Raw genomic sequence first — 22,040 nt, 5'->3', positions numbered from 1 at the left:
TCACCAGCGCAAATTACGATGTGTCACACGAATCTAACTTTGAGTGAGCGCCTGGCGGCCTAACGGGGAACAGCGGTCGACGGGATCGTGCCGGTTCATCGCGACACTCCGCGCCGACCACGGAAGGTGAAGAAAAGAGGCCATTCCAGCGATTTACCGAGATCGCCGGAATGGGGGCGAACGATCACCACCGAAGAGCACGTAAACTGGACTTTGTGAGCACGCTCAGTAACGAAAGCACTTCGGGGGCGACGGTACGGCGCTTGGCCGTGGGAACCGTCGCCCTGGGAGCCGCGACCCTCGGTTACGCGGTCGGCATCGAAAGGCGCCGGTGGACGCTTCGCACCGCGGAGCTCCCGGTCCTCGCGGCAGGGGCGAAGCCCTTCACGATCCTCCACATCTCGGACCTGCACATGCTGCCCGGTCACGTGAGCAAGCAACGCTGGGTAGCGGCGCTCGACGAACTCGAACCGGACCTCGTCGTCAACACCGGTGACAACCTGTCACATCAGCAGGCTGTCCCGTCCGTGCTACGCGCACTCGGCCCCCTGCTCGAGCGGCCCGGCGTGTTCATCTTCGGCAGCAACGACTACTACGCGCCGAAGCCGAAGAACCCCGCGCGCTACCTCATGCCGAAGGGCAAGAAGAAGCGCATCCACGGCGAGCACCTGCCGTGGCGCGACCTCCGCGCGGCCTTCGTCGAACACGGCTGGCACGACCTCACGCACGTCCGGCGCACCATCGAGGTCGCCGACCAGTACGTGTTCACCGCCGGCGTCGACGACGCCCACCTCCGCCGCGACCGCTACGCCGACATCGCCGGCCCGGTGGACACGGCGGCCGCCGTCCGCATCGGCGTCACGCACTCCCCGGAGCCCCGCGTCCTCGACGAGTTCGCCGGCGACGGTTACGACCTCGTCCTCGCCGGGCACACCCACGGCGGGCAGCTCCGCGTCCCCGGCTACGGCGCGCTCGTGACCAACTGCGAACTCGACCGCACCCGCGCCCGTGGCGCGTCCCGCTGGGGCGCCCAGATGTGGCTTCACGTCTCCGCCGGGCTGGGCACGTCGCCCTACGCCCCCGCGCGCTTCGCGTGCCCTCCCGAGGCGAGCCTGCTGACCCTCGTCCCACGGGGTACGACCAGCGGCAATCGCCGGAACGCGGCCCCCCGTAAAGCCCGGAACACCGTCCGCTAGACTTCTCCACGACCCGTTAAGCAGTACCCCGGGGTGTGGCGCAGCTTGGTAGCGTGCCTCGTTCGGGTCGAGGAGGTCGTGGGTTCGAATCCCGCCACCCCGACGTTGGATCGAAAGAGCCTTGTTCGCTTTGGCGAGCAAGGCTCTTTCGCGTTGGTCCGGCTCTGTATGTCCTGAAGGGCACCTTTGAGACGTTGAGCGTCTCAAAGGTGCCCTTCAGGACAGGGGTTCCCGTCGGACCGAGCACGAACGACGCTAAGCGCCGCGGACCGGGCAGCCCCGCACACCGGGCGGCCGTGCCTGCCTGGAGCGCCTTCGCAAAACTCCTGCCACTGCGTGTCGCCAGCCTCCGGCCCCGGTAGCCCAGCCCATCGGTCAGCCGCCGCGCACCGGCCAGCACCCGGCCATCGGCCAGGCCCCTCCATCAGGCAGCCCCCTCCACTCCCAGGGGGGCGACCCCGGGTCCAGCGTATCGCCGAGGGGCGTCGGGGGCGGGCGAAAGCGGGGGTGTTGGGGGGTTTTGTCCACAACGGCGGGTGGGTGTGGACAACCGGAGGGGGCGCCGGAATCGGGGTTCCCAATGCCGCATTGGGGACACTGAGCGTCTCCAATGCGGCATTGGGAACACCGACGGAGGGCGCAAGCAACCGGACGGCGAGCGGCGGCGGAGCGCAAGCAACCGGACAGCGAGCGGCGGCGGAGCCGAAGCAACCGGACAGCGAGCAACCAGAGAAGACGAAGCAGGCCTCAGCGGGTGGCGAGGAGTTCGGTCCAGCATTGCGCGAAGTCCCCATCGCCCGAGCGCGCCCACGACCACGCCGAGCGGGCCGCCGAAGCGAGCTGATCGCGGTCCGGGGTCGTCGCGGTTTCCAGCGCCGTCACCAGCCGCGCCTCCACGGAGGTCGCCAGCGCCCGGTATGTCGTATCCGTGCGGTAGCGGATTTTCGTTCGCACGTCGGCGAAACCCGCGGCCGTGACCGCGGCGGGCAGCGAGCGTCCGGCGAACGGGTCGCCGCCCGCGCGGCGCCACAGCAGATAGTGGCCGCGGAGGGCGGCGTCGACGTTCGCCGTCTTCGGCCGCAGCCGCGCCCGGCTCCAGTCCGATGTGGACAGTGCGAGCGTGCCGCCCGGTTTGAGGACCCGCCGGAATTCCGCCAGCGCGGCGCCCGGTTCCCTCAAATGCTCGAAGACGGCGTGCGCGAAGAGCACGTCCACCGACGCCTCGGCGAACGGCAGCGCGCACGCCTCCGCCACCAGAAAGTCCACTGTGGACTTTCTGTGCCCGCTGTCGATACCGAGGGTGATCGAACCCGGCCCGCAGCCGACGTCGACGCACCCCATCCCCGGGCCGAACAGCGGTTGCGCGAACACGGCCCGCTCGACCGCCTGACGCGCGAACCGCGCGGACGCCGCGGCGCGCGGCGCGTTTCCCTCCAGCACCCCGCACACAGTACGGCTCCGGAGTGGCAGGATCGAGGGGTGAGCACGCAGCCAGGCACTGAATATCCGTCCGCGGCGGTCCCGGACCGCCTGTTCGACGACGCCGAAGCCGAGGCCAGGTGGCGGGCCCGCTTCCGCGCGCCGCGCATCTCGGTGCCCGAATGGGCCATCGACGCCCCCGACGCCAACGTCTACGTCTCCAACGCCAGCGGCGTGTGGGAGGTCTACTCCTGGGACCGGTCGACGGGCGAACACCGCCGCGTCACCGATCGGCCCAACGGCACCCTGCACGCGACCCCGTCTCCCGACGGCCGCTGGATCTGGTGGTTCAACGACACCGACGGTGACGAATTCGGTTCCTGGGTCCGCGAACCGTTCGCGCCGGGGGCCGCCGCCGAGCGCGCGGTGCCGGGCGTCCACGACGGCTATCCCGCCGGGCTCGAGATCGGTACCAAGGTGGTCGCCGTCGGTGTCTCGACCGACGACGGAACCGAACTTTTCGCCCATATCGACGGCGAAACCACGTCCTTCTACCAGCATGAGGACGACGCCGGGATCGCCTCGCTGTCCCGCGACGAGTCGCTGCTCGTGATCTCCCACTCCGAGCACGGTGATTCACGACACCCCGCGCTGCGCGTCCTGTCGACCGACGGCTTCACGGCGGTCGCCGACAAGTGGGACGGCGAAGGCAAGGGCCTCGGCGCGCTGGAGTTCTCGCCGGTCGCGGGTGATCAGCGGTTGCTGGTGCTGCACGAGCGGCGCGGTCGCGAAGAACTCCTGATCTGGGACACCGCCGCGGACACCGAGCAGGAGATCGAGCTGGACCTGCCCGGCGAGGTGGTCGCCGGCTGGTACCAGGACGCGCGGGCACTGCTGGTCGTCCATTTCCACCAAGGCCGCAGTTCCCTGCACCGCTACGATCTCGCCAGTGGCGAATTGTCCTCTTTGGACACCCCGCTCGGCCGGATCGGCGGCGCGGGAGTGCGGCCCGACGGCACCGTCGAGTACTCGTGGTCCAGTGCCGCGCAGCCGACGGCCGTGCGGGCGCGGACGGCGGACGGCACGGACTCGGTGCTCCTCGAACCGCCGGGCGAGCGCGCCCCGGGGTCGGTACCGGTCACCGACGCTTTCGTCGACGGGATCGGCGGGCGGATCCACGCGCTCGTCTCGCGTCCGGCCGACGCGCCGGAAGGTCCGCTGCCCACGGTCTTCTCGTTGCACGGCGGGCCGCATTCGGCCGACGAAGACCGCTTCTCCGCGTACCGCGCGGTGTGGCTCGACGCGGGATTCGCCGTCGTCGAGGTCAACTACCGCGGTTCGACCGGCTACGGGTCGGCCTGGCGTGACGCCATCGAAGGCCGCCCCGGCCTTACCGAACTCGAAGACGTCGCCGCGGTGCACGACTGGGCGGTCCAAAGTGGACTTTCGGACCCGGAGAAGTGCGTGGTGAACGGCGCTTCGTGGGGCGGATACCTGAGCCTGCTGGCGCTGGGCACCCAGCCGTCGCGCTGGGCGGCGGGGATCGCCGGAGTGCCCGTCGCGGACTACGTCGCCGCGTACGAGGACGAGATGGAGCAGCTCCGCTCGTTCGACAGGGCGCTGTTCGGCGGTTCGCCGGAGACGGTGCCGGCGGTGTACCGGGAATGCTCACCGATCACCTACGTCGAAGCCGTGACGGCGCCGGTGCTGGTGCTCGCCGGGGACAACGATCCGCGCTGCCCGATCCGGCAGGTCGAGAACTACCTCGACAGGCTCGCGAAGCGGGAGATCCCGTTCGAGTTCTACCGGTTCGACGCGGGCCACGGGTCGCTGGTGATCGCCGAGACGATCAAGCAGACCGCGATCGAGGTGTTCTTCGCGCAGCGGGCGGTCGGTCTTCGCTGACCCCGGCGAGGGGTCAGCGCTCGGAGAAGAGAGTCCCGCCGGACGCCCAGTGTTCGGCGGGAATCTCGGTGATCGTCACCCAGACTCCTTCGGCTTTGCCGCCGCAGGTGCGGACGAAGGCGTCGGTCACCTCGCGTACGAGGGCCTGCTTCTGTTCGGCCGTGCGGCCGGGGAACATCGAAACACTGATCATCGGCATGGCCGGAACTCTAAAGGCCACGGTCGTGCTTCCGGAGCCTGTCCACCGCGTAAGCGTCACCCTCGAAGGTGAGACGGACCGCGTCGCGGCCGAAGACGAACAGCAGCAGCTCGATCGGCTCACCGACCACGGTCACCGTGTCCGGGCCTTCCTTCACCCGCGCTTCGCGGCCTTCGGGAGTCTTCAGGATCACGCCGACCGGTGATTTACGCAGGTTGAGCTTCGAGGCCTGCTTCGCCGACTTCCACGCCGCCGCGTCCCGCGTGGCGTCCGCCGGACGCGGTTCCCAGCCGGGCTGTCCTCGGCGGACGTCCTCATGGTGGATCAGGAACTCCGCGCTGTTCGCCAGCTCGTCGAGCGCGGCGATCGACGTCGGCCAGTACCAGGCGGGGCCGGACCGCACCTTGCCGACGACGTCGGACCACGGCCGCGCCGCGTAGGAATCCTGCACACGCTGCGTGTACGACGCCAGCGCCGGGACCAGGATGCCGGGCGCCGCGTCGGGCCGCCGCTCGCGGACCAGCAGGTGCGCCGCGAGATCCCGCGTCTTCCAGCCCGCGCACAGGGTCGGCGCGTCCGGGCCGACCTCTTCGAAAAGCTCGCTCAACGCACGACGTTCGTCTCCGGCGACTCCCATACCCCACGACGTTACGCGCCGGTAGGACTCGGGGAAATCCGGCGTGACGCAGGGCACCCGGCTCAGTGATGGAACGCGGTGCGCTGCCGGGGGCCGCGATCGAGCTCGGGCAGCAGGCGCCGGAGGTCGGCGAGCAGCAGATCCGCGAGGTCGTGCGTGAAACCGTTGCGCACCACGATCCTCAGCACCGCGAGATCGGTCCGGTTCTCGGGGAACGTGTACGCCGGGACGAGCCAGCCACGCTCGCGAAGCCGCCGTGACACGTCGAAGACGTCGAAGCTGTCGACACCCGCCTTCGTCGTGAAGGCGAACACGGGCAGCTGATCACCGCGGGTCAGCAGTTCGAACGGCCCCAGCTCGGCGATCCCGTCCGCCAGCTGGGTCGCGACATCACGCGAAGCCTGTTGCACGGCACGGAAACCTTCGCGGCCGAGCCGGACGAACGTGTAGTACTGCGCGGCCACCTCGGCGCCGGGGCGGGAGAAGTTCAGCGCGAAAGTCGGCATGTCGCCACCGAGGTAGTTGACGGTGAAGACGAGCTCCTCCGGAAGCGCCTCCTTGTCGCGCCACACCACCCAGCCGACACCGGGATAGACCAGCCCGTACTTGTGCCCGGAGGTGTTGATCGACGCCACCCTCGGCAGGCGGAAGTCCCAGCACAGCCCGGGGTCGAGGAACGGCGCGATCATCGCGCCCGACGCGCCGTCGACGTGCACCGGGATGTCCCAGCCGGTTCGTTCCCGCAAACCGTCGAGCGCGGCGGCGATCTCGGCGACCGGCTCGTAGCTGCCGTCGAACGTGGACCCGAGGATCGCGACGACGCCGATCGTGTTCTCGTCGCAGCGGGCGATCGCCTCGTCGGCGGTGAGGTGGAAACGGTCACCGTCCATCGGCACCAGCCGCGGCTCGACCTCCCAGTATTCGCAGAACTTCTCCCAGCAGACCTGGACGTTCGCGCCCATCACCAGATTCGGCTTCCCAGTGCGGCCCAGTTTCGACCAGCGGCGCTTCAACGCCATCCCGGCGAGCATGCAGGCTTCCGACGAACCGGTCGTGGAGCAGCCCATGATCGCGGCGGGATCGGGCGCGTGCCACAGGTCGGCGAGGATGTTCACGCAGCGCCGCTCGAGTTCCGCGGTCTGCGGGTACTCGTCCTTGTCGATCATGTTCTTGTCGACGCATTCGGTCATCAGCTCGCGGGCCTGCGGCTCCATCCACGTGGTGACGAACGTGGCGAGGTTGAGCCGGGCGTTCCCGTCGAGCATCAGCTCGTCGCGCACCAGCTGGAGCGCGGTGTCCGGCGGGAGCGGGTCTTCGGCGAGGCTGTCGTGCGGGAGACGGATGTTCGCGGCGAGCGCGGGATACGCGCCGGCGTGCAGCGGGTTGGCCCCGCTCTTGCGGTCCGGATCGGACGCGGTTCCCTTGTGCAGCACCATGAATCGAACGGTAGCCGCTCGTGAGTGGTAAGGACGGTTAGAACCGTCCTTACCACTCACGAGGTGGAAGGTCAGGCCTGCTGCGCCTGCCACATCCAGTGCGCCTTTTCGAGCTCCTGGGTGATCTCGATGAGCAGGTCCTGGGTGACCAGGTCGCTCTTGTCGGTCTCGTCGATGCGCTTGCGCAGCCGCTCGATCAGCGCCGCGAGGATGTCGACGATCGCGGCGACCGTGGATTCGACGGACTGCCAGTTGTCGGGGTAGTCCGGCAGGCCGGAGCTCTCCACGACGGCCTTCGCCTGGCCGTTCGGCGAGATGCCGATGGCGTTGGCGCGCTCGGCGACCTCGTCGACGTACTGGCGCGCGGTGGCGACCAGCTCGTCGAGCTGCAGGTGCGCGCTGCGGAAGTTCGCCCCGACGACGTTCCAGTGGGCCTGCTTCGCGATCAGCGACAGATCCACCAGATCGACCAGCGTGGCCTGCAAGGCGTTACCGGTGATCTCCTTGTCGGCGTCGCTCAGCGGACTCTTGATCGGAGACTTGCCCATCTTCGGTCTTCCTTTCGGAAATCAGTCGGTTCGGGAATGGACCTGCCGCGGCCGGGATCAGACCGTCGCGGACAGCGCGACCTCGATGTTGCCGCGGGTCGCGTTCGAGTAGGGGCACACCTGGTGCGCCTGCTCGACGAGCTGATCGGCCTGCGCCTGCTCCAGGCCGGGCAGCGAAACGTTGAGTGCCACGCCGAGACCGAAGCCCTCGCCCTGCTTGAGCACGCTGACCTCGGCGGTCACGGTGGAGCCGTTCAGCGTCACCTTCGCCTGGCGCGCGACGAGCTGCAACGCGGAGTGGAAACAGGCGGAATACCCGGCGGCGAAGAGCTGCTCGGGGTTGGTCTTGTCCCCGCCCGGCCCGCCCATCTCCTTCGGGATCGCCAACGACTCGTCGATGACGCCGTCAGAGGACGTGACCTCACCGTTGCGGCCGTCGCCGCGAGCGGTGGCCACAGCGGTGTACAGAGCCTCAGCCATTCTTCGCCTACCTCCTGGTCTCAAGACACGCCCCGTTGAGCGTCTCTTCGGTGTCAACGTCCCGCAACCGCGAAACCTTGCCACCCCATGGCAGGCATCACGTCCGGGAACTACCCGGACGAAGACCGGAGCAAACGATTAGTGACCAGCGCGACTCAGCGCGAACTCGGCGACCTGGGTGCCGATCAGGCGAAGCGTGCGGACGCTCTTCTCGTCCGAGGCGCCGCCGGCTTCGTCGAACTTGGTCTCCGCGGTGTTGATCGAACCACCCAAAGGGGTGGCCCAGCCGCGCAGCGCGTGCGTGATCGTGCGCAGCTGCTCCAGCGTGGTGACCGCCGCCTGCCAGCCGTACGCGACGGCGGCGAGGCCGACCGCGCGGCCGTCGAGGTACGGGCGGGCATCGTCGCGCAGGTCTTCGACGTAGTCCAGGGCGTTTTTGACCAGGCCGGACAGCGCGCCGTGGTAGCCGGGCGAGACGACGACGATCCCGTCGGCGCGACGGATCGCTTCGACCAGCCGGGTGGCCCGCTCGTGCCGCTCGTCCAACGCGGTGTCGTAGAACGGCAGCACCAGCTCGGGTCCGGCGATCAGCTCCGTGGTGACTCCGGTTTCGGCCGCGGCGCCGAGCGCGATGCGCAGCGCACGCTCGGATTGCGAGCCCTCCCGGAGGGAGCCGCCGATACCGAGGACATGCACCGCGTTCGTCGAAGTCACGCTTTCGAGGCTAACCCCTCTACTTAAGTGGAGGACCAGGATCTGGAACGGAGGCCTGCATCACACCCGTTCGCCGCAACGGCCCCGGTCCCGCTGGACGGCATACCTACTCGAAAGTAACCTGGCGGGAAGCCCCCAGGAGGAAGCATGGCGATACCGCTCCAGATCCGTGCCGAGGCCGCGTTTTCGCAGCTGGCGTTCTGGCTCCCGAAGCCGGTCAGACGGGCCATCGCGGGACCGCCCCTCCGCTTGGACGGACAGGAACTCGCGCTGGACGCCCAGCTCCTGCTCCGCCTGCAGAAGCTGGCGAAAGCGTCGCTGGTGCGGGGAACCGTCGAAGAGTCGCGCACCATGCTCCTGGCGAGCAGGCATCTGGTCAGCGGGCCGACGATCGAACCGGTCGCCACCAGGGAACTGCTCATCCCCACGGGTGACGGCGACGTGCCCGCCACGCTCTACACCCCCGCCGGGCTACCGGATCCCTCCGGGCTGCTGGTGTTCTTCCACGGTGGCGGCTGGGTGGTCGGCAGCCGCGTCTCCCATGACAACACCGTCCGCTACCTGGCGAAACAGGCGGGCGTGCGGGTTCTTTCGGTGGAGTACCGGCTCGCGCCGGAGACACGGTTCCCCGGCGCCACCGAAGACGCGATCGCGGCGTTCGAGTACGCCTTCGCGAAAGCGCGGGACCTGGGTGCCGACCCGGCGCGCATCGCCGTCGGCGGTGACAGCGCGGGTGGGAATCTCGCCGCGGTGACGGCGCAGCAGGCGGTCAAACGCGGCGGCGGGATCCCTGCGTTCCAGCTGCTGTTCTATCCGGCGACCGATTTCACCGTGCGGCGCCGCTCCCGGGAATTGTTCGCCGAGGACCTGTTCCTCACCGATTCGGATATGACCTGGTTCGAAGGGCATTACGTGCCGAAGGGCACCGATCTGTACAACCCGAAACTGTCGCCGTTGCACGGTGACGTTTCCGGACTGCCGCCCGCGTATATCGCGACGGCGGGTTTCGATCCGCTGCGCGACGAGGGCGAGGCGTACGCGGAGAAATTGCGGAAGGCCGGTGTCCCGGTGGCGCTCAGCCGCCAGCCGGACCTGATTCACGGGTACATCAACTTCCTCGGCGTCGGACGGCGGTTCCGCGAGGCGACGGCCGAAGCGGCGGGAGCCCTGCGGCTGGGTCTCGCGCCGAAGTGAAAGCCAGAGCCCGAGTGAGGAGAAATGTCCCCACTCGGGCTCCGGCCCCCATATCGTGGCCCGCCGCCCTGCACGGCGGAACCTGACGATTCTCGATCAACTCGACCGCTCTCGGCCGACCCAACGACTGTCTCTCGGTAGCGCGTCAGCGCGAAGAGAGACTTCACCGCGCGCCTCTTTGGCCGGAGGCCACGGAAACCTTTCGTAGGGCGCCCCTACCTGCCTGCGTGAGCGGGCCTCGCTCCCGCGCCCTGCGAAAGGTTTCCGTCAGCGCGCGGCGATGTCACGGCGTGGGAAGCGGTACGGGCGGGACCGGCAGCGGCGGGACAGGGAGTCCGCCGAGCAGGCCCGCGAGGATGCCGGTCACAGCCGTCAGCAGGGCTTTCACCAGGTCGCTGACGATCTTCAGCGGTCCGGGAAGGTCCGGAAGCGAGGGGATCGGCACCGGCAGCGGCGGCAGCTGTCGCGCCTTCGCCGTCGGGTCGGCCAGCAGCCTGCTGGACTCGACGGAACGACCCTGGGCCAGGTCGCCGAGCTTCTGGGTTTCGGTCTGGATCTGGTAGCGCTTGCCCGCGGCGATGTCACCGAGGACGGGGCTGAGCTTGTCCAAGTCCGCCCGCGTCTTGGCGACGTCGCCGGCGTAGGCCACCTTGGTGAGGCCGTCTCGCATCTGCAGCACCTGCGCGGCGAGCGCCTGTGTGTTGGACGAGCCCTTCCCACCATCGGTGCTAGCCGTAGCGGCGCCGGCTGAGGCCACCGCCAACAGACTGCCTGCGGCGACCGCGGCAATCGTCCGGGCAATGTTGCCTTTCATTCCCTTACCTCCTGGCCTCTGGGACCTGACGAGGTAAATCGATACCCGCCGTATCGGCCGAACACCACCCGATCACCGGTTGGAACACTTTTCTAACCCTTACGTGCCGGATTCATTCCCGGAGAAGACCCCCGCAATTGATTAACGTCGAAATCTTGTGCTTCCCCCTGAAGATCATCCTTTTCCCGCCGTTTTATGACCACCCGTGACCGATCGACACGGTGGTGCGGCTCGTTCACCCACAGCGGTGTAAACGGTGATCGTTTGGCTTGATCACTCCGTCGGACAGGCGTGTCGCACTGCTCCACTCGGGTTGTCCCCCACGCACGCCACGCCCACTTCTGGTTTCACATGCGAGTGGGGACATGGGAACGCCCCCGGTGCGCGCACCGGGGGCGTTCCGTGGTGGGAGCAGCCTCTCGAAAGAGGTCATTACTCGCGGAAAGCGTCCGCGACCTTGTCGCCGAGGTCCTTGTCGACGTTCCGCCAGTACTCGAAGACACGCTCGAGCACCGGGCGCGAGACGTCGTTCGAGGCGTGGCCGATGATGTTGCTCGCGAGCCGCTCGCGCTGCGCGTCGTCCATCACGTCGCGGACGAGCGTGCCCGGCTGGCCGAAGTCGTCGTCCTCGGCGTGGAGCTTGTACGCCGACCGGATGACCTCGTCCTCGACGCCGTAGCCCGAAGCGGTCTCGGCGGCGATCTCCGCGTTCGCGTGCGGACCGCCGTAGGAGTTCGGCGCGTACACCGGGTCGCCCGGGTTGTTGTAGCGCATCGCGCCGTCGCGCGAGTAGCTGTTCACCTGGGACTTCGGCGCGTTGACCGGCAGCTGCGTGTAGTTCGCGCCGATCCGGTAGCGGTGGGCGTCCGGATACGCGAACAGGCGGCCCTGCAGCATCTTGTCCGGCGACGGGCCGATGCCCGGCACCAAATTGGACGGCTCGAACGCGGCCTGCTCGATCTCCGCGAAGTAGTTCGCCGGATTACGGTCGAGCACCCAGCGGCCGACCTTGATCAGCGGGTAGTCGCCCTTCGGCCACACCTTGGTCAGGTCGAACGGGTTGAAGCGGTAGTCCGCGGCCTCGGCGTAGGGCATCACCTGGACGTACAGCGTCCAGCTGGGATGGTTGCCCTGCTTGATGTTCTTGAACAGGTCGCGGATGTAGTAGTCCGAGTCCTCGCCGGCTATCCGGTCCGCGTCGGCCTGCGAGAGGTAGCCGATGCCCTGGTCGGTCTTGAAGTGGTACTTGACCCAGAACTTCTCACCGCCCGCGTTCTCCCACAGATAGGTGTGCGAGCCGAAACCGTCCATCTCACGCCAGTTCGACGGGATGCCGCGGTCGCCCATCAGCCAGGTGACCTGGTGCGCGGACTCGGGCCGCAGCGTCCAGAAGTCCCACTGGATGTCGTGGTCGCGCAGGTGGTTGTCGGCGCGGCGCTTCTGCGAGTGGATGAAGTCGGGGAACTTGATCGGATCGCGGATGAAGAACACCGGGGTGTTGTTGCCGACGAGGTCGTAGTTGCCCTCGGAGGTGTAGAACTTCACCGCGAAGCCGCGCGGGTCGCGCCACGTGTCGGGCGAACCGTTCTCACCGGCGACCGAGGAGAACCGGGCCAGGCTCTCGGTGCGCACACCCGGCTGGAACAGCGCGGCCTTCGTGAACTGGCTGACGTCCTCCGTGACCTCGAGGAAGCCGTGCGCGCCGCCGCCCTTGGCGTGGACGACGCGTTCCGGCACCCGCTCACGGTTGAACTGGGCGTTCTTCTCGATCAGGTAGTGGTCCTGGAGCAGGATCGGGCCGTTGGCGCCTACGGTCAGGGAATCGTTGTCGCTCGCGACGGGGATGCCCACGTTGTTCGTGGTCGGCAGGGTCACGCCGATGCCTCCTGGTTCGTGGTGGTGAGCGGTCGGTCCTCCCCCACCCTCTCGCCTAATCTGGAATCAGTCAAGAAAGCACCCCGGACCGGGTGACCCGGGCCTCGCGAAAAAAACTTGCACGCGCGTACCAGGTTACGTTCTCATCGGACGTATGGCCCTCGCTCCGTATCGTCGTGTGTTAGCCGTGCCCGGAGTTCCCAGCTCGATGCTGCTGATGTTCCTGGCCCGCCTCCCGATGACGGCCATGGGCGTGACGATGACGCTGTACGTGGTCAACGACCTTGGCCGCGGCTACGGCGCGGCCGGGCTGGTCGGCGCCGCCACCACCCTCGGCAGCGCGATCGGGGCACCGCTCGTCGGCCGGTACGTCGACCGCTACGGGCTGCGGCCGGTGGTCGCGATCTGCGGGCTGGCCTCGTCGACGTTCTGGATCAGCGCGCCGCATCTGCCGTATCAGGTGCTGCTCGTGGTCGCGCTCCCCGCCGGTGTCCTGTCGGTGCCCGCCGGGACGCTCGCGCGACTGGTGCTCACCGCGCTCGTACCGCTCGAACAACGGCGGGCGGCCTACTCGCTGGACACGATCCTGGTGGAGGCGTCGTTCATGATCGGGCCGTCGGCCGGGATCATGGCGATCACGCAGCTGCCCGCGGTCTACGCGCTCACCGGGATCGGGGTCTGCTTCGCGATTTCGGCGACGCTGATCTACCGGCAGAACCCGCCGATCCGCGCCGAGGCCGACGCCGAGGTGTTCACCGGGGAGCGGCCGTCCGTGCGGAGCTGGCTCACCGGACGGCTCGTGATGGCGATGTTCATCGCCGCGGGCGCGCTGTTCTGCCTGGTCGGCATGGAGCTCGCCGCGCTGGCGACGCTGCGCGCGAGCGGTGACATCGCCTGGTCCGGGCTGCTGATCACGCTGATGTGCGTCGCGTCGGTCCTCGGCGGGGCGATCCACGGCGCGGTCCGGCGGTCGCTTTCGCAGGGCACGCTGATGCTGCTGCTCGCGGTGCTGACCCTGCCGGTCGGGCTGATCTCGGAGCCGTGGTGGCTGCTGGCCATCGTGCTCTTCCCGAGCAACGTGCTGTGCGCGCCGACGCTCGCGGCGAGCACGGAGACCGTCAGCGCCGCCGCGCCCGCCCGCGTGCGAGGGGAGGCGATGGGCCTGCTGGACGCGGCCAGCCGGATCGGGCTGGCGATCGGGAGCCCGGTCATCGGATTCGCGATCGACCACTCCAGCCCCGGCTGGGGCTTCGCGGCTTCGGCGCTGGGAGCGCTGGCGATCGCCTCGGTCGGCCTGTTCTGGCGCCGCTCCCACACCCCGGCCCAGGTGCCCGCGCTCACTTCCTCCTGATGCGCGTGAAGGCCCCCTTCCCTCGGCTGAGCCGAGGGAAGGGGGCCTTCACGCGCTAGGGGATGATGCCGGGCTAGGCGCAGACCTTCCGGAGGGCTTCCAGCTGTTCGAGGTTGCGCTTGGTCCAGTCCGCGACCTTGCCCGCGTCCTGGATGTTCTCCTTCTGCACCTGCAGGTACGAGTCGGCCATGCCGGTGAGCGCACCCGCCACGTTCTGCTCGCCGACGCTGCCCGCCAGCTCACGCAGGCGCTTCTCCTTGTCCGCGGCGCGCTCCTTGAGCGTCGCCGGGTCCGGATTGAGGTCGGCGAGGCTGAGGGCCTCGGCGCAGGCGCTGACCTTCGTCGCCGCCTTGTTCGTCTGATCGACCGCGTTCGTGACCTCGCTGCAGCCCGCCAGCGCGAGCCCGGCGGCCGCCAGGAGCGCCGCGATTCCCAACCTCTTCATGAGAACCACAGTAGCGAGAACGTGGGTGGTATGTCGGGTTCCCCCGGCCACCACCCACGAACCGCCCGGTAATTCAGCCCTTCACACAGACGACCTGCTTGAGGTGCGCGACCACCTCGACGAGATCCGTCTGCGCCTTGATCACCGTTTCGATGTCCTTGTACGCGGCCGGGATCTCGTCCACCACACCGGAGTCCTTGCGGCATTCCACGCCGGCGGTCTGCGCGGCGAGGTCCTCGGCGGTGTACAGCTTCTTCGCCTTGTTCCGCGACATCCGGCGGCCCGCCCCGTGCGACGCGGACCGGAAGGACGACTCGTTCCCGAGGCCGCGCACGATGTACGAACCGGTGCCCATGCTGCCCGGGATGATCCCGAGATCACCCGAACCCGCGCGGATCGCGCCCTTGCGGGTCACCAGAAGGTCGACGCCGTCGTAGGTCTCTTCGGCGACGTAATTATGGTGGCAACTGATCGCGTCGTCGAACGTCGTCTGCGGCACGACGTCCTTCAGCGCCTGCTTCACGAGCGCGACCATGGTGGCGCGGTTGCGCGCCGCGTAGTCCTGCGCCCAGAACAGGTCGCGCCGGTACGCCTGCATTTCGGGCGTGCCCGCGACGAACACCGCGAGGTCCGGATCCGGCAGGTCCGCGTTGTGCGGCAGCTTCCGCGCGACGGCCATATGCCGTTCCGCGAGTTCCTTGCCGATGTTGCGGGAACCGGAGTGCAGCATCAGCCACACGCGGCCTTCGTCCTCGCCGCCCTGTTCGAGGCAGACCTCGATGAAGTGGTTGCCGCCACCGAGGCTCCCGATCTGGCGCGACGCGCGGTCGTGCAGGTCCTGGACACCGGGATGCAGCTCGCCGAAGGACTTCCAGAACGCGTCCCAGCCACCGACACCGTGCACCTTCGCCGGGTTCACCGGGGTCTTGTGCAGGCCGAACCCGACCGGGACGGCCGATTCGATCCGGCGGCGGAGCTTCAGGAGGTCGTCGGGCAGATCGGCGGCGGTGAGCGAGGTCCGTACCGCGCTCATCCCGCAGCCGATGTCCACGCCGACGGCGGCCGGGGACACCGCGTCGCGCATCGCGATCACGCTGCCGACGGTCGCGCCCTTGCCGTAGTGGACGTCGGGCATGACCGCGACGCCGTGCACCCACGGCAGGTTGGCGACGTTGTGCAGCTGTCGCATGGCTTGGTCCTCGACCGATGTGGGGTCTGCCCACATCCGGATCGGAACCCGCGAGCCTTCGACCGCCGTGTACATGATTTTCCCTTCGTGGAAACGTTTGTCGCCACAGAGCATGCACCGGCCGAAGGCGCCCCACAACGCAATTAGTCACCTACTTGCCTGGACGCCTTCCGGCGCCTGACCACGCTCGGGGGCAAGTAGGTGACTGATTGCGGGAGAGCGTCAGGAGTTCGCGGCGACCAGTTCCGCGATCTGCACGGCGTTGAGCGCCGCGCCCTTCCGCAGGTTGTCGTTCGACACGAACAGCACCAGACCGCGGCCGCCGTCGACACCCGGGTCCGTCCGCAGGCGCCCGACGTACGACGGGTCCTGGCCGGCGGCCTGCAGCGGCGTCGGGATGTCCGACAGCTCCACGCCGGGGGCGCCGGTCAGCAGTTCGGTCGCGCGGGCGACCGAAAGCGGCTGCGAGAACTCGGCGTTGATCGAGATCGAGTGCCCGGCGAACACCGGCACCCGCACGCAGGTGCACGAGACCAGCAGCTCCGGGATGCTCAGGATCTTGCGGCTCTCGTTGCGGAACTTCTTCTCCTCGTCCGTCTCGAACTCACCATCGTCCACAATGGACCCGGCCAGCGGGAGGACGTTGTGCGCGATGGGGCGCGCGTACTTCTTCGGCTCGGGGAAGGCCACCGCCGAGCCGTCGTGGGTCAGCGCGCCCGCGTTCGCCGCCGCGGCGGCGAGCTGGCCTTCCAGCTCCTCCACGCCGGCGAGCCCGCTGCCGGACACGGCCTGGTAGGTGCTGGCGACCAGCCGCACCAGGCCCGCTTCGGCGTGCAGCGGCTTGAGCACCGGCATCGCGGCCATGGTGGTGCAGTTGGGGTTCGCGATGATCCCCTTGCGCGCCTCCTTGACCGCCTCCGGGTTGACCTCACTGACGATCAGCGGGACATCCGGGTCCATCCGCCACGCCGACGAGTTGTCGATGACCGTGGCACCGGCGGCGGCGAACCGCTCCGCCTGCGCCTTGGAGGTCGCGCCACCGGCCGAGAAGAGCGCGATGTCCAAACCGGACGGATCCGCGGTCGTCGCGTCCTCGATGACGATCTCCCCGTCACGCCAAGGAAGCTTCGAACCGGCGGACCGCGCCGAGGCGAAGTACCGCATTTCGGCGACCGGGAAACCCCGTTCGGCCAGCAGACGGCGCATCACGCCGCCGACCTGACCGGTCGCCCCGACCACGCCTACCCGCAAACCTTCCGACATCAGCGACCACTCCCCGCGTAGACGACGGCTTCTTCGTCGCCGCCGAGTTCGAACGCCTCGTGGATCGCGCGCACCGCGTCGTCGAGCTGCGCGTCCCGGATCAGCACCGAGATCCGGATCTCCGAGGTGTTGATGATTTCGATGTTGACGCCCGCCTGCGCGAGCGCTTCGCAGAACGTCGCCGTGACACCGGGGTGCGAACGCATCCCCGCGCCGACGAGCGACACCTTGCCGACGTGGTCGTCGTAGAGGACCGACTCGAAGCCGATCTCGTCCTTGATCTTCTCCAGCGACTGCACGGCCTTGGCCCCGTTGGCCTTCGACAGCGTGAAGGTGATGTCGGTGCGGCCGGACGAGGTGCTGGACACGTTCTGCAGCACCATGTCGATGTCGATCTCGTTGTCGGCGATCACGCGGAAGATCCGGGCGGCGGCACCGGTCGTGTCGGGCACGCCGGTCACCGTGATCTTGGCTTCGGAGCGGTCGTGCGCCACACCGGTGATCAACGCTTGTTCCACGGGGATCTCCTCGATAGAACCGGTCACCGTGGTGCCCGGCTTGTCACTGTAGGAAGAACGGACTCGGATCGGGACGCCGTAGCGGCGCGCGTACTCCACCGAGCGCAGGTGCAGGATCTTCGACCCGCTCGCCGCCAGCTCCAGCATCTCCTCGTAGGCGATGGTGTCGAGCTTGCGCGCGTCCGACACGACCCGGGGGTCGGCGGTGTACACACCGTCCACATCGGAATAGATCTCGCAGACGTCGGCGTTCAGCGCGGCGGCCAGCGCGACGGCGGTGGTGTCCGAACCCCCGCGGCCGAGGGTGGTGATGTCCTTGGTGTCCTGCGACACGCCCTGGAAACCCGCCACCAGCGCGATGTAGCCCTGGTCGAGAGCCTCCGTCACGCGGCTGGGGCTGACGTCGATGATCCGCGCGTTGCCGTGCACCGACGTCGTCACCACGCCGGCCTGCGAGCCGGTGAACGACCAGGCCTCCGCGCCCTGCGCCGAAATCGCCATCGCCACCAGGGAGTTGGAGATGCGCTCACCCGCGGTGAGCAGCATGTCCATCTCGCGTTCCGGCGGCGCCGGGTTGACCTGCTGCGCCAGGTCGAGCAGTTCGTCGGTCGTGTCGCCCATGGCGGAGCAGACGACGACCACGTCGTTGCCCGCCTTCTTGGTGGCGACGATGCGTTCCGCGACGCGTTTGATCCGGTCGGCACTTTCCAGCGACGAACCGCCGTACTTCTGGACCACGAGGGCCACGCCCGAACCTCCTCGACGGGCCGGGCGTGCTCCTGGTGGGCACCGAGGAGCCCCCGCGTCCCTTATTTGGGCGAAAGCCTACCGGGGTGACGCGCGCTCGCCACCCTCGTAAGTGGTCCTGACCACCACTTCGAGGACTCCTGGAAGTAAATCTTCCTTAACACCAACGAAATAGTCGGAGGGCTTTCACTTTAGTGACGGAGAGCACGCCTTGTTAGGGTCCGGCCGTGGACAAACCCGCCGAAACGAGTACCCCGATCGCGCCGCTCCTGGCCGCGAGGTGGAGCCCGCGCGCCTACGACGAGTCAGCGATCGTCACCGAAGACCAGCTCCGCGCGCTGCTCGAAGCGGCCCGCTGGGCGCCGTCGTTCGGCAACACCCAGCCGGCCCGCTACCTGGTCGGCCTGCGGGGCACGCCGTCGTTCGACCGCATCCTCTCGACGCTCAACTCGGGCAACCGCGCGTGGGCCCATCGCGCCGGGCTGCTGCTGATCGGCGTGATGGTCACCACGAACGAGAAGGGCGAAGTCCCGTACGCCGAGTACGGGCTGGGGCTGGCGAGCGAGAACCTCGTGCTCCAGGCCGTCGACCTCGGCCTGATCGCGCACCAGATGGCGGGCTTCTCCGCCGAGGCGGCGAAGGACTTCTTCGGCCTCCCCGACGACGTCGTCCCCAAGGTCGCCATCGCCGTCGGCTCGCCCGCGGACCCGTCGGTGCTCGAAGAGGACTGGCGCATCGAGCGCGAGAAGGCGCCGCGCGAACGAGTTCCGCTGGCTGAATTCGCCTACGCCGACGCTTGGGGCACGAGCGCTTTCGACGGCTGAGGGAGCCAGCGCAGGGCGAGGATCCCGAGCCCGACGTGCAGCAGGCTCAGCACCGCGACGGCGATGTGGAGGCCCGCGACGAAGGCACCCTTCGCGTCAAGGGCGGCCGCCGGCGCGATCTCCAGGGTCTCACCGAGTGTCGGCGCGAGATCCGGGCCCGCCAGCCGGAACACCAGCGCGGCGAGCGAACCCATGAGCGCGATCCCGAGCGCGTTGCCGATCTCGTTGCTCGTTTCGGCGATCGCGCCCGCCGCTCCCGCTCGTTCGGCGGGCACCGCGGCGACGGCCGTGTCCGCCACCAGGCTGAACGAGATGCCGTAGCCGGCACCGGCGACCACCGTCGACGCGACGTACCAGCCCGCCCCGCCCGTGACCCCGGTCATGAGCAGCAGCGCGAGCCCGGCGGCGATGGAGAAGGGGCAGGCGATCAATGCCGCGCGTGCGCCGATCCGGTCGACCAGCGCGGGCGTGAGGACGCACATGATCGTGAGCACGGCCGCGCCGGGCAGCGCCAGCAACGCCGCGTGCAGGACGGGCAGGCCGAGCACGGACTGCAGGTGGATCCCCGATAGGTACGCCGCCGCCGACCACGCCGCCAGTGGCAGCAGCCCGGTGACGATCGCGATCGTGAAGACGCGGTCGCGGAACAGGGAGAACTCGATCAACGGGTACTCCAGACCTCGCTGGCGCCGGGCGAACCACACCAGCAGCCCGGCCCCGGCGATCGCGGCGGAGACCGCGGTGACGGACGGTCCGCCGGCGGCCGCGTGCTTGATCCCGTAGATCGCGAGCAGGAGCCCGGTGGCGGAGAGCGCGACGCTCAGCACGTCGACACGCCCCTTCCCGGTGGCCCGCACCTCCCGCAGCAGTACCGGCGCGAGCGCCAGGAACACCGCGATCACCGGCAGGTTGACCAGGAAGACCGAGCCCCACGCGAACCGTTCCAGCAGGACCCCGCCGACGACCGGGCCGATCGCGAAACCGGCGGCGAACGCGGCCGCGAAGATCCCGATGGCCCGCGCCCGGCGTCGCGCGTCGGGGAAGAGCTCGCTCAGCACCGCCAGCGCGGACGGCAGGAGAGTCGCTCCCGCCAGCCCCATCAGGGCACGGAACACGATGAGCAGTTCCGGGTTCGGGGCGAACGCCGCGCCCGCCGAACCGATGCCGAACACGGCGGCGCCGATCATCAGCAGCTTGAGCCGTCCGTACCGGTCGCCGATGTTGCCGAACGCGATCAGCAGCGAGCCGACGGCGAAGCCGTAGACGTCGAGGATCCACAACGCCTGATCGGCCGTGGGGGTGAGCGCCTGGCTGATCCTGGGCATCGCGAGGAACAGGATCGAGCCGTCCATGGAGACCAGGAACACCGGGCAGAGGATCACCAGCAGGCCGAACCAGGCCCGGTTGTGCTGTCGTGTCATGCCTTCGACGCTCTACCGGCTTCGGGACAGCAGCCATCCCCGCGCCGTGGGTACACCCGGCAGGTACACCCACGCGACGCGCGGAGAATTTAGGCTCGGAGTCATGGAAAGCCTCGGCGTGTACCTCAAGAGCCGTCGTGACCGGGTGACGCCAGCCGAGATCGGCCTGCGCACCTACGGGACTTCGCGCCGCGTGCCGGGCCTGCGCCGCGAGGAACTCGCCCAGCTCGCCGGGGTGAGCGCCGGGTACTACACACGGCTGGAGCAAGGACTGGCCGAAACCGCTTCACGGCAGGTGCTCGACGCGCTCGCCCGCGCGCTCCGGCTCGACGACGTCGAGACCGGCCATCTGCACAACCTCGCGCGGCAGCCGTCGCTCCCGAAACTGTCCGACCCCGGCCCCGAAGACCCGCATCCGCGGGTGCTCGCGCTGCTGGAGAACCTCGGCGAGGCCGTGCCTGCCCTCGTCTTCGGCCGTCGCGGCGATGTGCTCGCGTGGAACCACGCCGGCCACACGCTCATGGCCGAACACCTCGATTTCGACGCGCCGAAGGATCCCGAACGGCGGCCTTCGCTGCCTCGCATGTTCTTCCTCGACCCGCTGACCCGCGAGCTGCACCGGAACCGGGCCGAACTCGCGCCGATCCACGTCGCCTACCTGCGGTTGACCGCGGGCCGGTATCCCACCGACGCCCGCCTTGCCGCGCTCATCGGCGAACTTTCGATGCGCAGCGACGAATTCGCGACCCTGTGGGCGACCGGCGACGTCGCCGACTGCACCGTCGGGCCCATGCATCTGCGGCACCCCACCGTCGGTGCGGTGAGCGTCGACTATCAGGTGTGGCTCCAGCCCGACAGTCCCGACCACCGGCTGGAGATCTACACGCCGAAGGATCCGGGATCCGCCGACGCGCTGAAGATCCTGACCCACTTCGATCGCTAACCTGGAGACATGGGGGCATTTCGGAGCGTTCTCCGCAACGAATCCCGCACGATGGCCGGACTCTGGCTCTATCTCAGGCGCCGGCAGGACGGAATCGACGGGGACGCCGTCGCGGTGCCGTATGGCGCGAACGGCAAGTCGATCTTCATCGTGTTCGCGGTGGTGAGCGCCGTCGAAGCGGGTCTCCTCTGGCTGATCGACTTCGGCCTCGTCGTCGACATCCTGCTGCTCGCCCTCGGCGTGTACTCGGCGCTGCTGGTGTTCGGGGTCTACGCCGGCACCGTCGTCCGGCCGCACGTGATCTCGTCGCGTGAGGTGCGGGTGCGCTACAGCTCCTTCTACGACGTGCGGATCCCGCGAGAGAACGTGGTCGGCCTGCGGCACGTCGAGGAAAGCCACGATCCCCTCAAGGCGAAGGCCTTTCGCGACGGAACCTGGGTCAGCCACGACAACTTCTACGAGACGAACCTGGTCGTCGAACTGCGCGAGCCGATCACGGTGACCCGGCCGCTCGGCGCGACCGAGACCGTCCGCGTCGTCAAGTTCCAGGCGGACGACCCGAAAGCCGCCGTCGAGGCCTTCGAACGGCTCGGCGTCAGCTGAGCCGGTACGTCCTGGCCACGATGGCTTGGGCCAGCTCGGTGACGCTCAGGTCCCGCGCGAAGGCATGCGCGCGGATCAGGGCCAGCGCGTCCGAGGCCGTGCAGTCGCGGCCGGCCATCACCACCCCCGTGGCCTGGTGCACCACGACCCGGAGATCGATGTCACCGAACAGCGGATGCACGGGGAGCCCGTCTTCGCCGTCGAGCCGCACCTCCGGGTTCAGCGCGGTGGTGGTCAGCACCTCGGCCAGGCTTTCAAGGGAACGGGCGATCTCGATACCCGGTTCGGGCTCGGACCGGTACGCGGTGAGGGTGCCCAT

The 22,040-nt window shown here is 68.8% G+C and carries 22 protein-coding genes and 1 tRNA gene; 8 read left to right on the top strand and 15 right to left on the bottom strand.

Annotation, left to right across the window (positions count from 1 at the left end):
* The first annotated feature begins 215 nt into the window (after nucleotides 1–215).
* Together CVV72_RS31555 and CVV72_RS31550 are read left to right on the top strand one after the other, a co-directional pair.
* Nucleotides 216–1,196 carry a metallophosphoesterase gene (locus CVV72_RS31555; RefSeq protein WP_219147453.1) on the top strand — a complete coding sequence of 327 codons (981 nt, stop codon included), beginning with the start codon at nucleotides 216–218 and terminating at the stop codon, nucleotides 1,194–1,196.
* 29 nt (nucleotides 1,197–1,225) lie between these two features.
* Nucleotides 1,226–1,299 (top strand) — tRNA-Pro (locus CVV72_RS31550).
* Nucleotides 1,300–1,943: 644 nt separating this feature from the next.
* Here CVV72_RS31550 and CVV72_RS31545 read toward each other — a convergent pair.
* Nucleotides 1,944–2,636 carry a class I SAM-dependent methyltransferase gene (locus CVV72_RS31545; RefSeq protein WP_219147452.1) on the bottom strand — a complete coding sequence of 231 codons (693 nt, stop codon included), beginning with the start codon at nucleotides 2,634–2,636 and terminating at the stop codon, nucleotides 1,944–1,946.
* A 39-nt stretch (nucleotides 2,637–2,675) separates the two neighbouring features.
* Between CVV72_RS31545 and CVV72_RS31540 the strand changes: the two genes are divergently transcribed.
* Complete coding sequence (locus CVV72_RS31540; protein WP_219147451.1) at nucleotides 2,676–4,520, top strand: prolyl oligopeptidase family serine peptidase; 1,845 nt, start codon at nucleotides 2,676–2,678, stop codon at nucleotides 4,518–4,520.
* A gap of 13 nt (nucleotides 4,521–4,533) precedes the next feature.
* On the opposite strand, the gene CVV72_RS31535 is transcribed toward CVV72_RS31540, so the two are convergent.
* The 6 genes from CVV72_RS31535 to CVV72_RS31510 all read right to left on the bottom strand — a co-directional run bounded on the left by CVV72_RS31535 (nucleotide 4,534) and on the right by CVV72_RS31510 (nucleotide 8,534).
* Complete coding sequence (locus tag CVV72_RS31535) at nucleotides 4,534–4,719, bottom strand: 2-hydroxymuconate tautomerase (protein WP_034314685.1); 186 nt, start codon at nucleotides 4,717–4,719, stop codon at nucleotides 4,534–4,536.
* A 10-nt stretch (nucleotides 4,720–4,729) separates the two neighbouring features.
* Nucleotides 4,730–5,356: a TIGR03085 family metal-binding protein gene (locus CVV72_RS31530; RefSeq protein ID WP_219147450.1), complete on the bottom strand. Its 627-nt coding sequence runs from the start codon at nucleotides 5,354–5,356 to the stop codon at nucleotides 4,730–4,732.
* A gap of 62 nt (nucleotides 5,357–5,418) precedes the next feature.
* Entirely contained in the window at nucleotides 5,419–6,792 is a 1,374-nt protein-coding gene (locus CVV72_RS31525; RefSeq protein WP_219147449.1) for a glutamate decarboxylase, read from the bottom strand.
* A 71-nt stretch (nucleotides 6,793–6,863) separates the two neighbouring features.
* Nucleotides 6,864–7,340, bottom strand: a complete 477-nt coding sequence (locus CVV72_RS31520) for a Dps family protein (RefSeq protein ID WP_034314675.1) — start codon at nucleotides 7,338–7,340, stop codon at nucleotides 6,864–6,866.
* A 57-nt stretch (nucleotides 7,341–7,397) separates the two neighbouring features.
* Nucleotides 7,398–7,820 (bottom strand): organic hydroperoxide resistance protein, encoded by a 423-nt coding sequence (locus CVV72_RS31515; protein WP_125679742.1) that lies wholly within the window; start codon nucleotides 7,818–7,820, stop codon nucleotides 7,398–7,400.
* A 138-nt stretch (nucleotides 7,821–7,958) separates the two neighbouring features.
* Nucleotides 7,959–8,534, bottom strand: coding sequence for an NADPH-dependent FMN reductase (locus CVV72_RS31510; protein ID WP_219147448.1), 576 nt, complete (start codon nucleotides 8,532–8,534; stop codon nucleotides 7,959–7,961).
* A gap of 147 nt (nucleotides 8,535–8,681) precedes the next feature.
* On the opposite strand from CVV72_RS31510, the gene CVV72_RS31505 reads away from it, so the two are divergent.
* Nucleotides 8,682–9,728 carry an alpha/beta hydrolase gene (locus CVV72_RS31505; protein ID WP_219147446.1) on the top strand — a complete coding sequence of 349 codons (1,047 nt, stop codon included), beginning with the start codon at nucleotides 8,682–8,684 and terminating at the stop codon, nucleotides 9,726–9,728.
* A gap of 283 nt (nucleotides 9,729–10,011) precedes the next feature.
* Here the strand turns inward: CVV72_RS31505 and CVV72_RS31500 are convergent, their stop codons facing one another.
* Both CVV72_RS31500 and CVV72_RS31495 read right to left on the bottom strand, forming a co-directional pair.
* The gene (locus tag CVV72_RS31500) at nucleotides 10,012–10,542 is read right to left on the bottom strand and encodes a hypothetical protein (RefSeq protein WP_219147444.1); all 531 of its coding nucleotides are present in this window, start codon (nucleotides 10,540–10,542) and stop codon (nucleotides 10,012–10,014) included.
* 432 nt (nucleotides 10,543–10,974) lie between these two features.
* Complete coding sequence (locus CVV72_RS31495; protein WP_219147442.1) at nucleotides 10,975–12,417, bottom strand: catalase; 1,443 nt, start codon at nucleotides 12,415–12,417, stop codon at nucleotides 10,975–10,977.
* Nucleotides 12,418–12,625: 208 nt separating this feature from the next.
* On the opposite strand from CVV72_RS31495, the gene CVV72_RS31490 reads away from it, so the two are divergent.
* Nucleotides 12,626–13,768 (top strand): MFS transporter, encoded by a 1,143-nt coding sequence (locus CVV72_RS31490; protein ID WP_219154252.1) that lies wholly within the window; start codon nucleotides 12,626–12,628, stop codon nucleotides 13,766–13,768.
* Between the two features lie 73 nt (nucleotides 13,769–13,841).
* On the opposite strand, the gene CVV72_RS31485 is transcribed toward CVV72_RS31490, so the two are convergent.
* From CVV72_RS31485 to CVV72_RS31470, 4 genes are all read right to left on the bottom strand, one after another.
* The gene (locus CVV72_RS31485) at nucleotides 13,842–14,213 is read right to left on the bottom strand and encodes a hypothetical protein (protein ID WP_034314657.1); all 372 of its coding nucleotides are present in this window, start codon (nucleotides 14,211–14,213) and stop codon (nucleotides 13,842–13,844) included.
* Between the two features lie 73 nt (nucleotides 14,214–14,286).
* The gene (locus CVV72_RS31480; protein WP_219147440.1) at nucleotides 14,287–15,477 is read right to left on the bottom strand and encodes an RtcB family protein; all 1,191 of its coding nucleotides are present in this window, start codon (nucleotides 15,475–15,477) and stop codon (nucleotides 14,287–14,289) included.
* A gap of 147 nt (nucleotides 15,478–15,624) precedes the next feature.
* Complete coding sequence (locus tag CVV72_RS31475) at nucleotides 15,625–16,665, bottom strand: aspartate-semialdehyde dehydrogenase (RefSeq protein WP_219147438.1); 1,041 nt, start codon at nucleotides 16,663–16,665, stop codon at nucleotides 15,625–15,627.
* Nucleotides 16,665–17,930, bottom strand: coding sequence for an aspartate kinase (locus CVV72_RS31470; RefSeq protein ID WP_034314653.1), 1,266 nt, complete (start codon nucleotides 17,928–17,930; stop codon nucleotides 16,665–16,667). Before CVV72_RS31470 ends, CVV72_RS31475 begins: the two co-directional genes overlap by 1 nt.
* 227 nt (nucleotides 17,931–18,157) lie before the next feature.
* Here CVV72_RS31470 and CVV72_RS31465 point away from each other — a divergent pair, with 227 nt between their 5' ends.
* Nucleotides 18,158–18,754 (top strand): nitroreductase family protein, encoded by a 597-nt coding sequence (locus tag CVV72_RS31465; protein WP_219147436.1) that lies wholly within the window; start codon nucleotides 18,158–18,160, stop codon nucleotides 18,752–18,754.
* Here the strand turns inward: CVV72_RS31465 and CVV72_RS31460 are convergent.
* Nucleotides 18,715–20,175, bottom strand: coding sequence for an MFS transporter (locus CVV72_RS31460; RefSeq protein ID WP_219147434.1), 1,461 nt, complete (start codon nucleotides 20,173–20,175; stop codon nucleotides 18,715–18,717). The genes CVV72_RS31465 and CVV72_RS31460 overlap by 40 nt on opposite strands.
* Before the next feature lie 103 nt (nucleotides 20,176–20,278).
* Here CVV72_RS31460 and CVV72_RS31455 point away from each other — a divergent pair, with 103 nt between their 5' ends.
* Both CVV72_RS31455 and CVV72_RS31450 read left to right on the top strand, forming a co-directional pair.
* A complete protein-coding gene (locus tag CVV72_RS31455) occupies nucleotides 20,279–21,118 on the top strand; it encodes a helix-turn-helix transcriptional regulator (RefSeq protein WP_219147432.1) in 840 nt (279 codons plus the stop codon).
* 9 nt (nucleotides 21,119–21,127) lie between these two features.
* Nucleotides 21,128–21,721, top strand: a complete 594-nt coding sequence (locus CVV72_RS31450; RefSeq protein WP_255632316.1) for a hypothetical protein — start codon at nucleotides 21,128–21,130, stop codon at nucleotides 21,719–21,721.
* Here the strand turns inward: CVV72_RS31450 and CVV72_RS41785 are convergent.
* Entirely contained in the window at nucleotides 21,714–22,040 is a 327-nt protein-coding gene (locus tag CVV72_RS41785) for an ANTAR domain-containing protein (RefSeq protein ID WP_255632315.1), read from the bottom strand. The genes CVV72_RS31450 and CVV72_RS41785 overlap by 8 nt on opposite strands.

The organism is Amycolatopsis sp. TNS106 (assembly GCF_019330265.1).
Lineage (GTDB): Bacteria > Actinomycetota > Actinomycetes > Mycobacteriales > Pseudonocardiaceae > Amycolatopsis > Amycolatopsis lurida.
The sequence above is the reverse complement of the archived record's forward strand: the minus strand, read 5'-3'. Positions and strand labels throughout refer to the sequence as shown.

Bases quoted from the DNA above. Each gene is read 5' to 3' on its own strand.
- CVV72_RS31460 (WP_219147434.1), bottom strand. From the start codon at position 20,175: ATGACACGACAGCACAACCGGGCCTGGTTCGGCCTGCTGGTGATCCTC.
- CVV72_RS31485 (WP_034314657.1), bottom strand. From the start codon at position 14,213: ATGAAGAGGTTGGGAATCGCGGCGCTCCTGGCGGCCGCCGGGCTCGCG.
- CVV72_RS41785 (WP_255632315.1), bottom strand. From the start codon at position 22,040: ATGGGCACCCTCACCGCGTACCGGTCCGAGCCCGAACCGGGTATCGAG.
- CVV72_RS31525 (WP_219147449.1), bottom strand. From the start codon at position 6,792: ATGGTGCTGCACAAGGGAACCGCGTCCGATCCGGACCGCAAGAGCGGG.
- CVV72_RS31520 (WP_034314675.1), bottom strand. From the start codon at position 7,340: ATGGGCAAGTCTCCGATCAAGAGTCCGCTGAGCGACGCCGACAAGGAG.
- CVV72_RS31450 (WP_255632316.1), top strand. From the start codon at position 21,128: ATGGGGGCATTTCGGAGCGTTCTCCGCAACGAATCCCGCACGATGGCC.
- CVV72_RS31515 (WP_125679742.1), bottom strand. From the start codon at position 7,820: ATGGCTGAGGCTCTGTACACCGCTGTGGCCACCGCTCGCGGCGACGGC.
- CVV72_RS31455 (WP_219147432.1), top strand. From the start codon at position 20,279: ATGGAAAGCCTCGGCGTGTACCTCAAGAGCCGTCGTGACCGGGTGACG.
- CVV72_RS31505 (WP_219147446.1), top strand. From the start codon at position 8,682: ATGGCGATACCGCTCCAGATCCGTGCCGAGGCCGCGTTTTCGCAGCTG.
- CVV72_RS31490 (WP_219154252.1), top strand. From the start codon at position 12,626: ATGCTGCTGATGTTCCTGGCCCGCCTCCCGATGACGGCCATGGGCGTG.
- CVV72_RS31535 (WP_034314685.1), bottom strand. From the start codon at position 4,719: ATGCCGATGATCAGTGTTTCGATGTTCCCCGGCCGCACGGCCGAACAG.
- CVV72_RS31480 (WP_219147440.1), bottom strand. From the start codon at position 15,477: ATGTACACGGCGGTCGAAGGCTCGCGGGTTCCGATCCGGATGTGGGCA.
- CVV72_RS31530 (WP_219147450.1), bottom strand. From the start codon at position 5,356: ATGGGAGTCGCCGGAGACGAACGTCGTGCGTTGAGCGAGCTTTTCGAA.
- CVV72_RS31500 (WP_219147444.1), bottom strand. From the start codon at position 10,542: ATGAAAGGCAACATTGCCCGGACGATTGCCGCGGTCGCCGCAGGCAGT.
- CVV72_RS31475 (WP_219147438.1), bottom strand. From the start codon at position 16,665: ATGTCGGAAGGTTTGCGGGTAGGCGTGGTCGGGGCGACCGGTCAGGTC.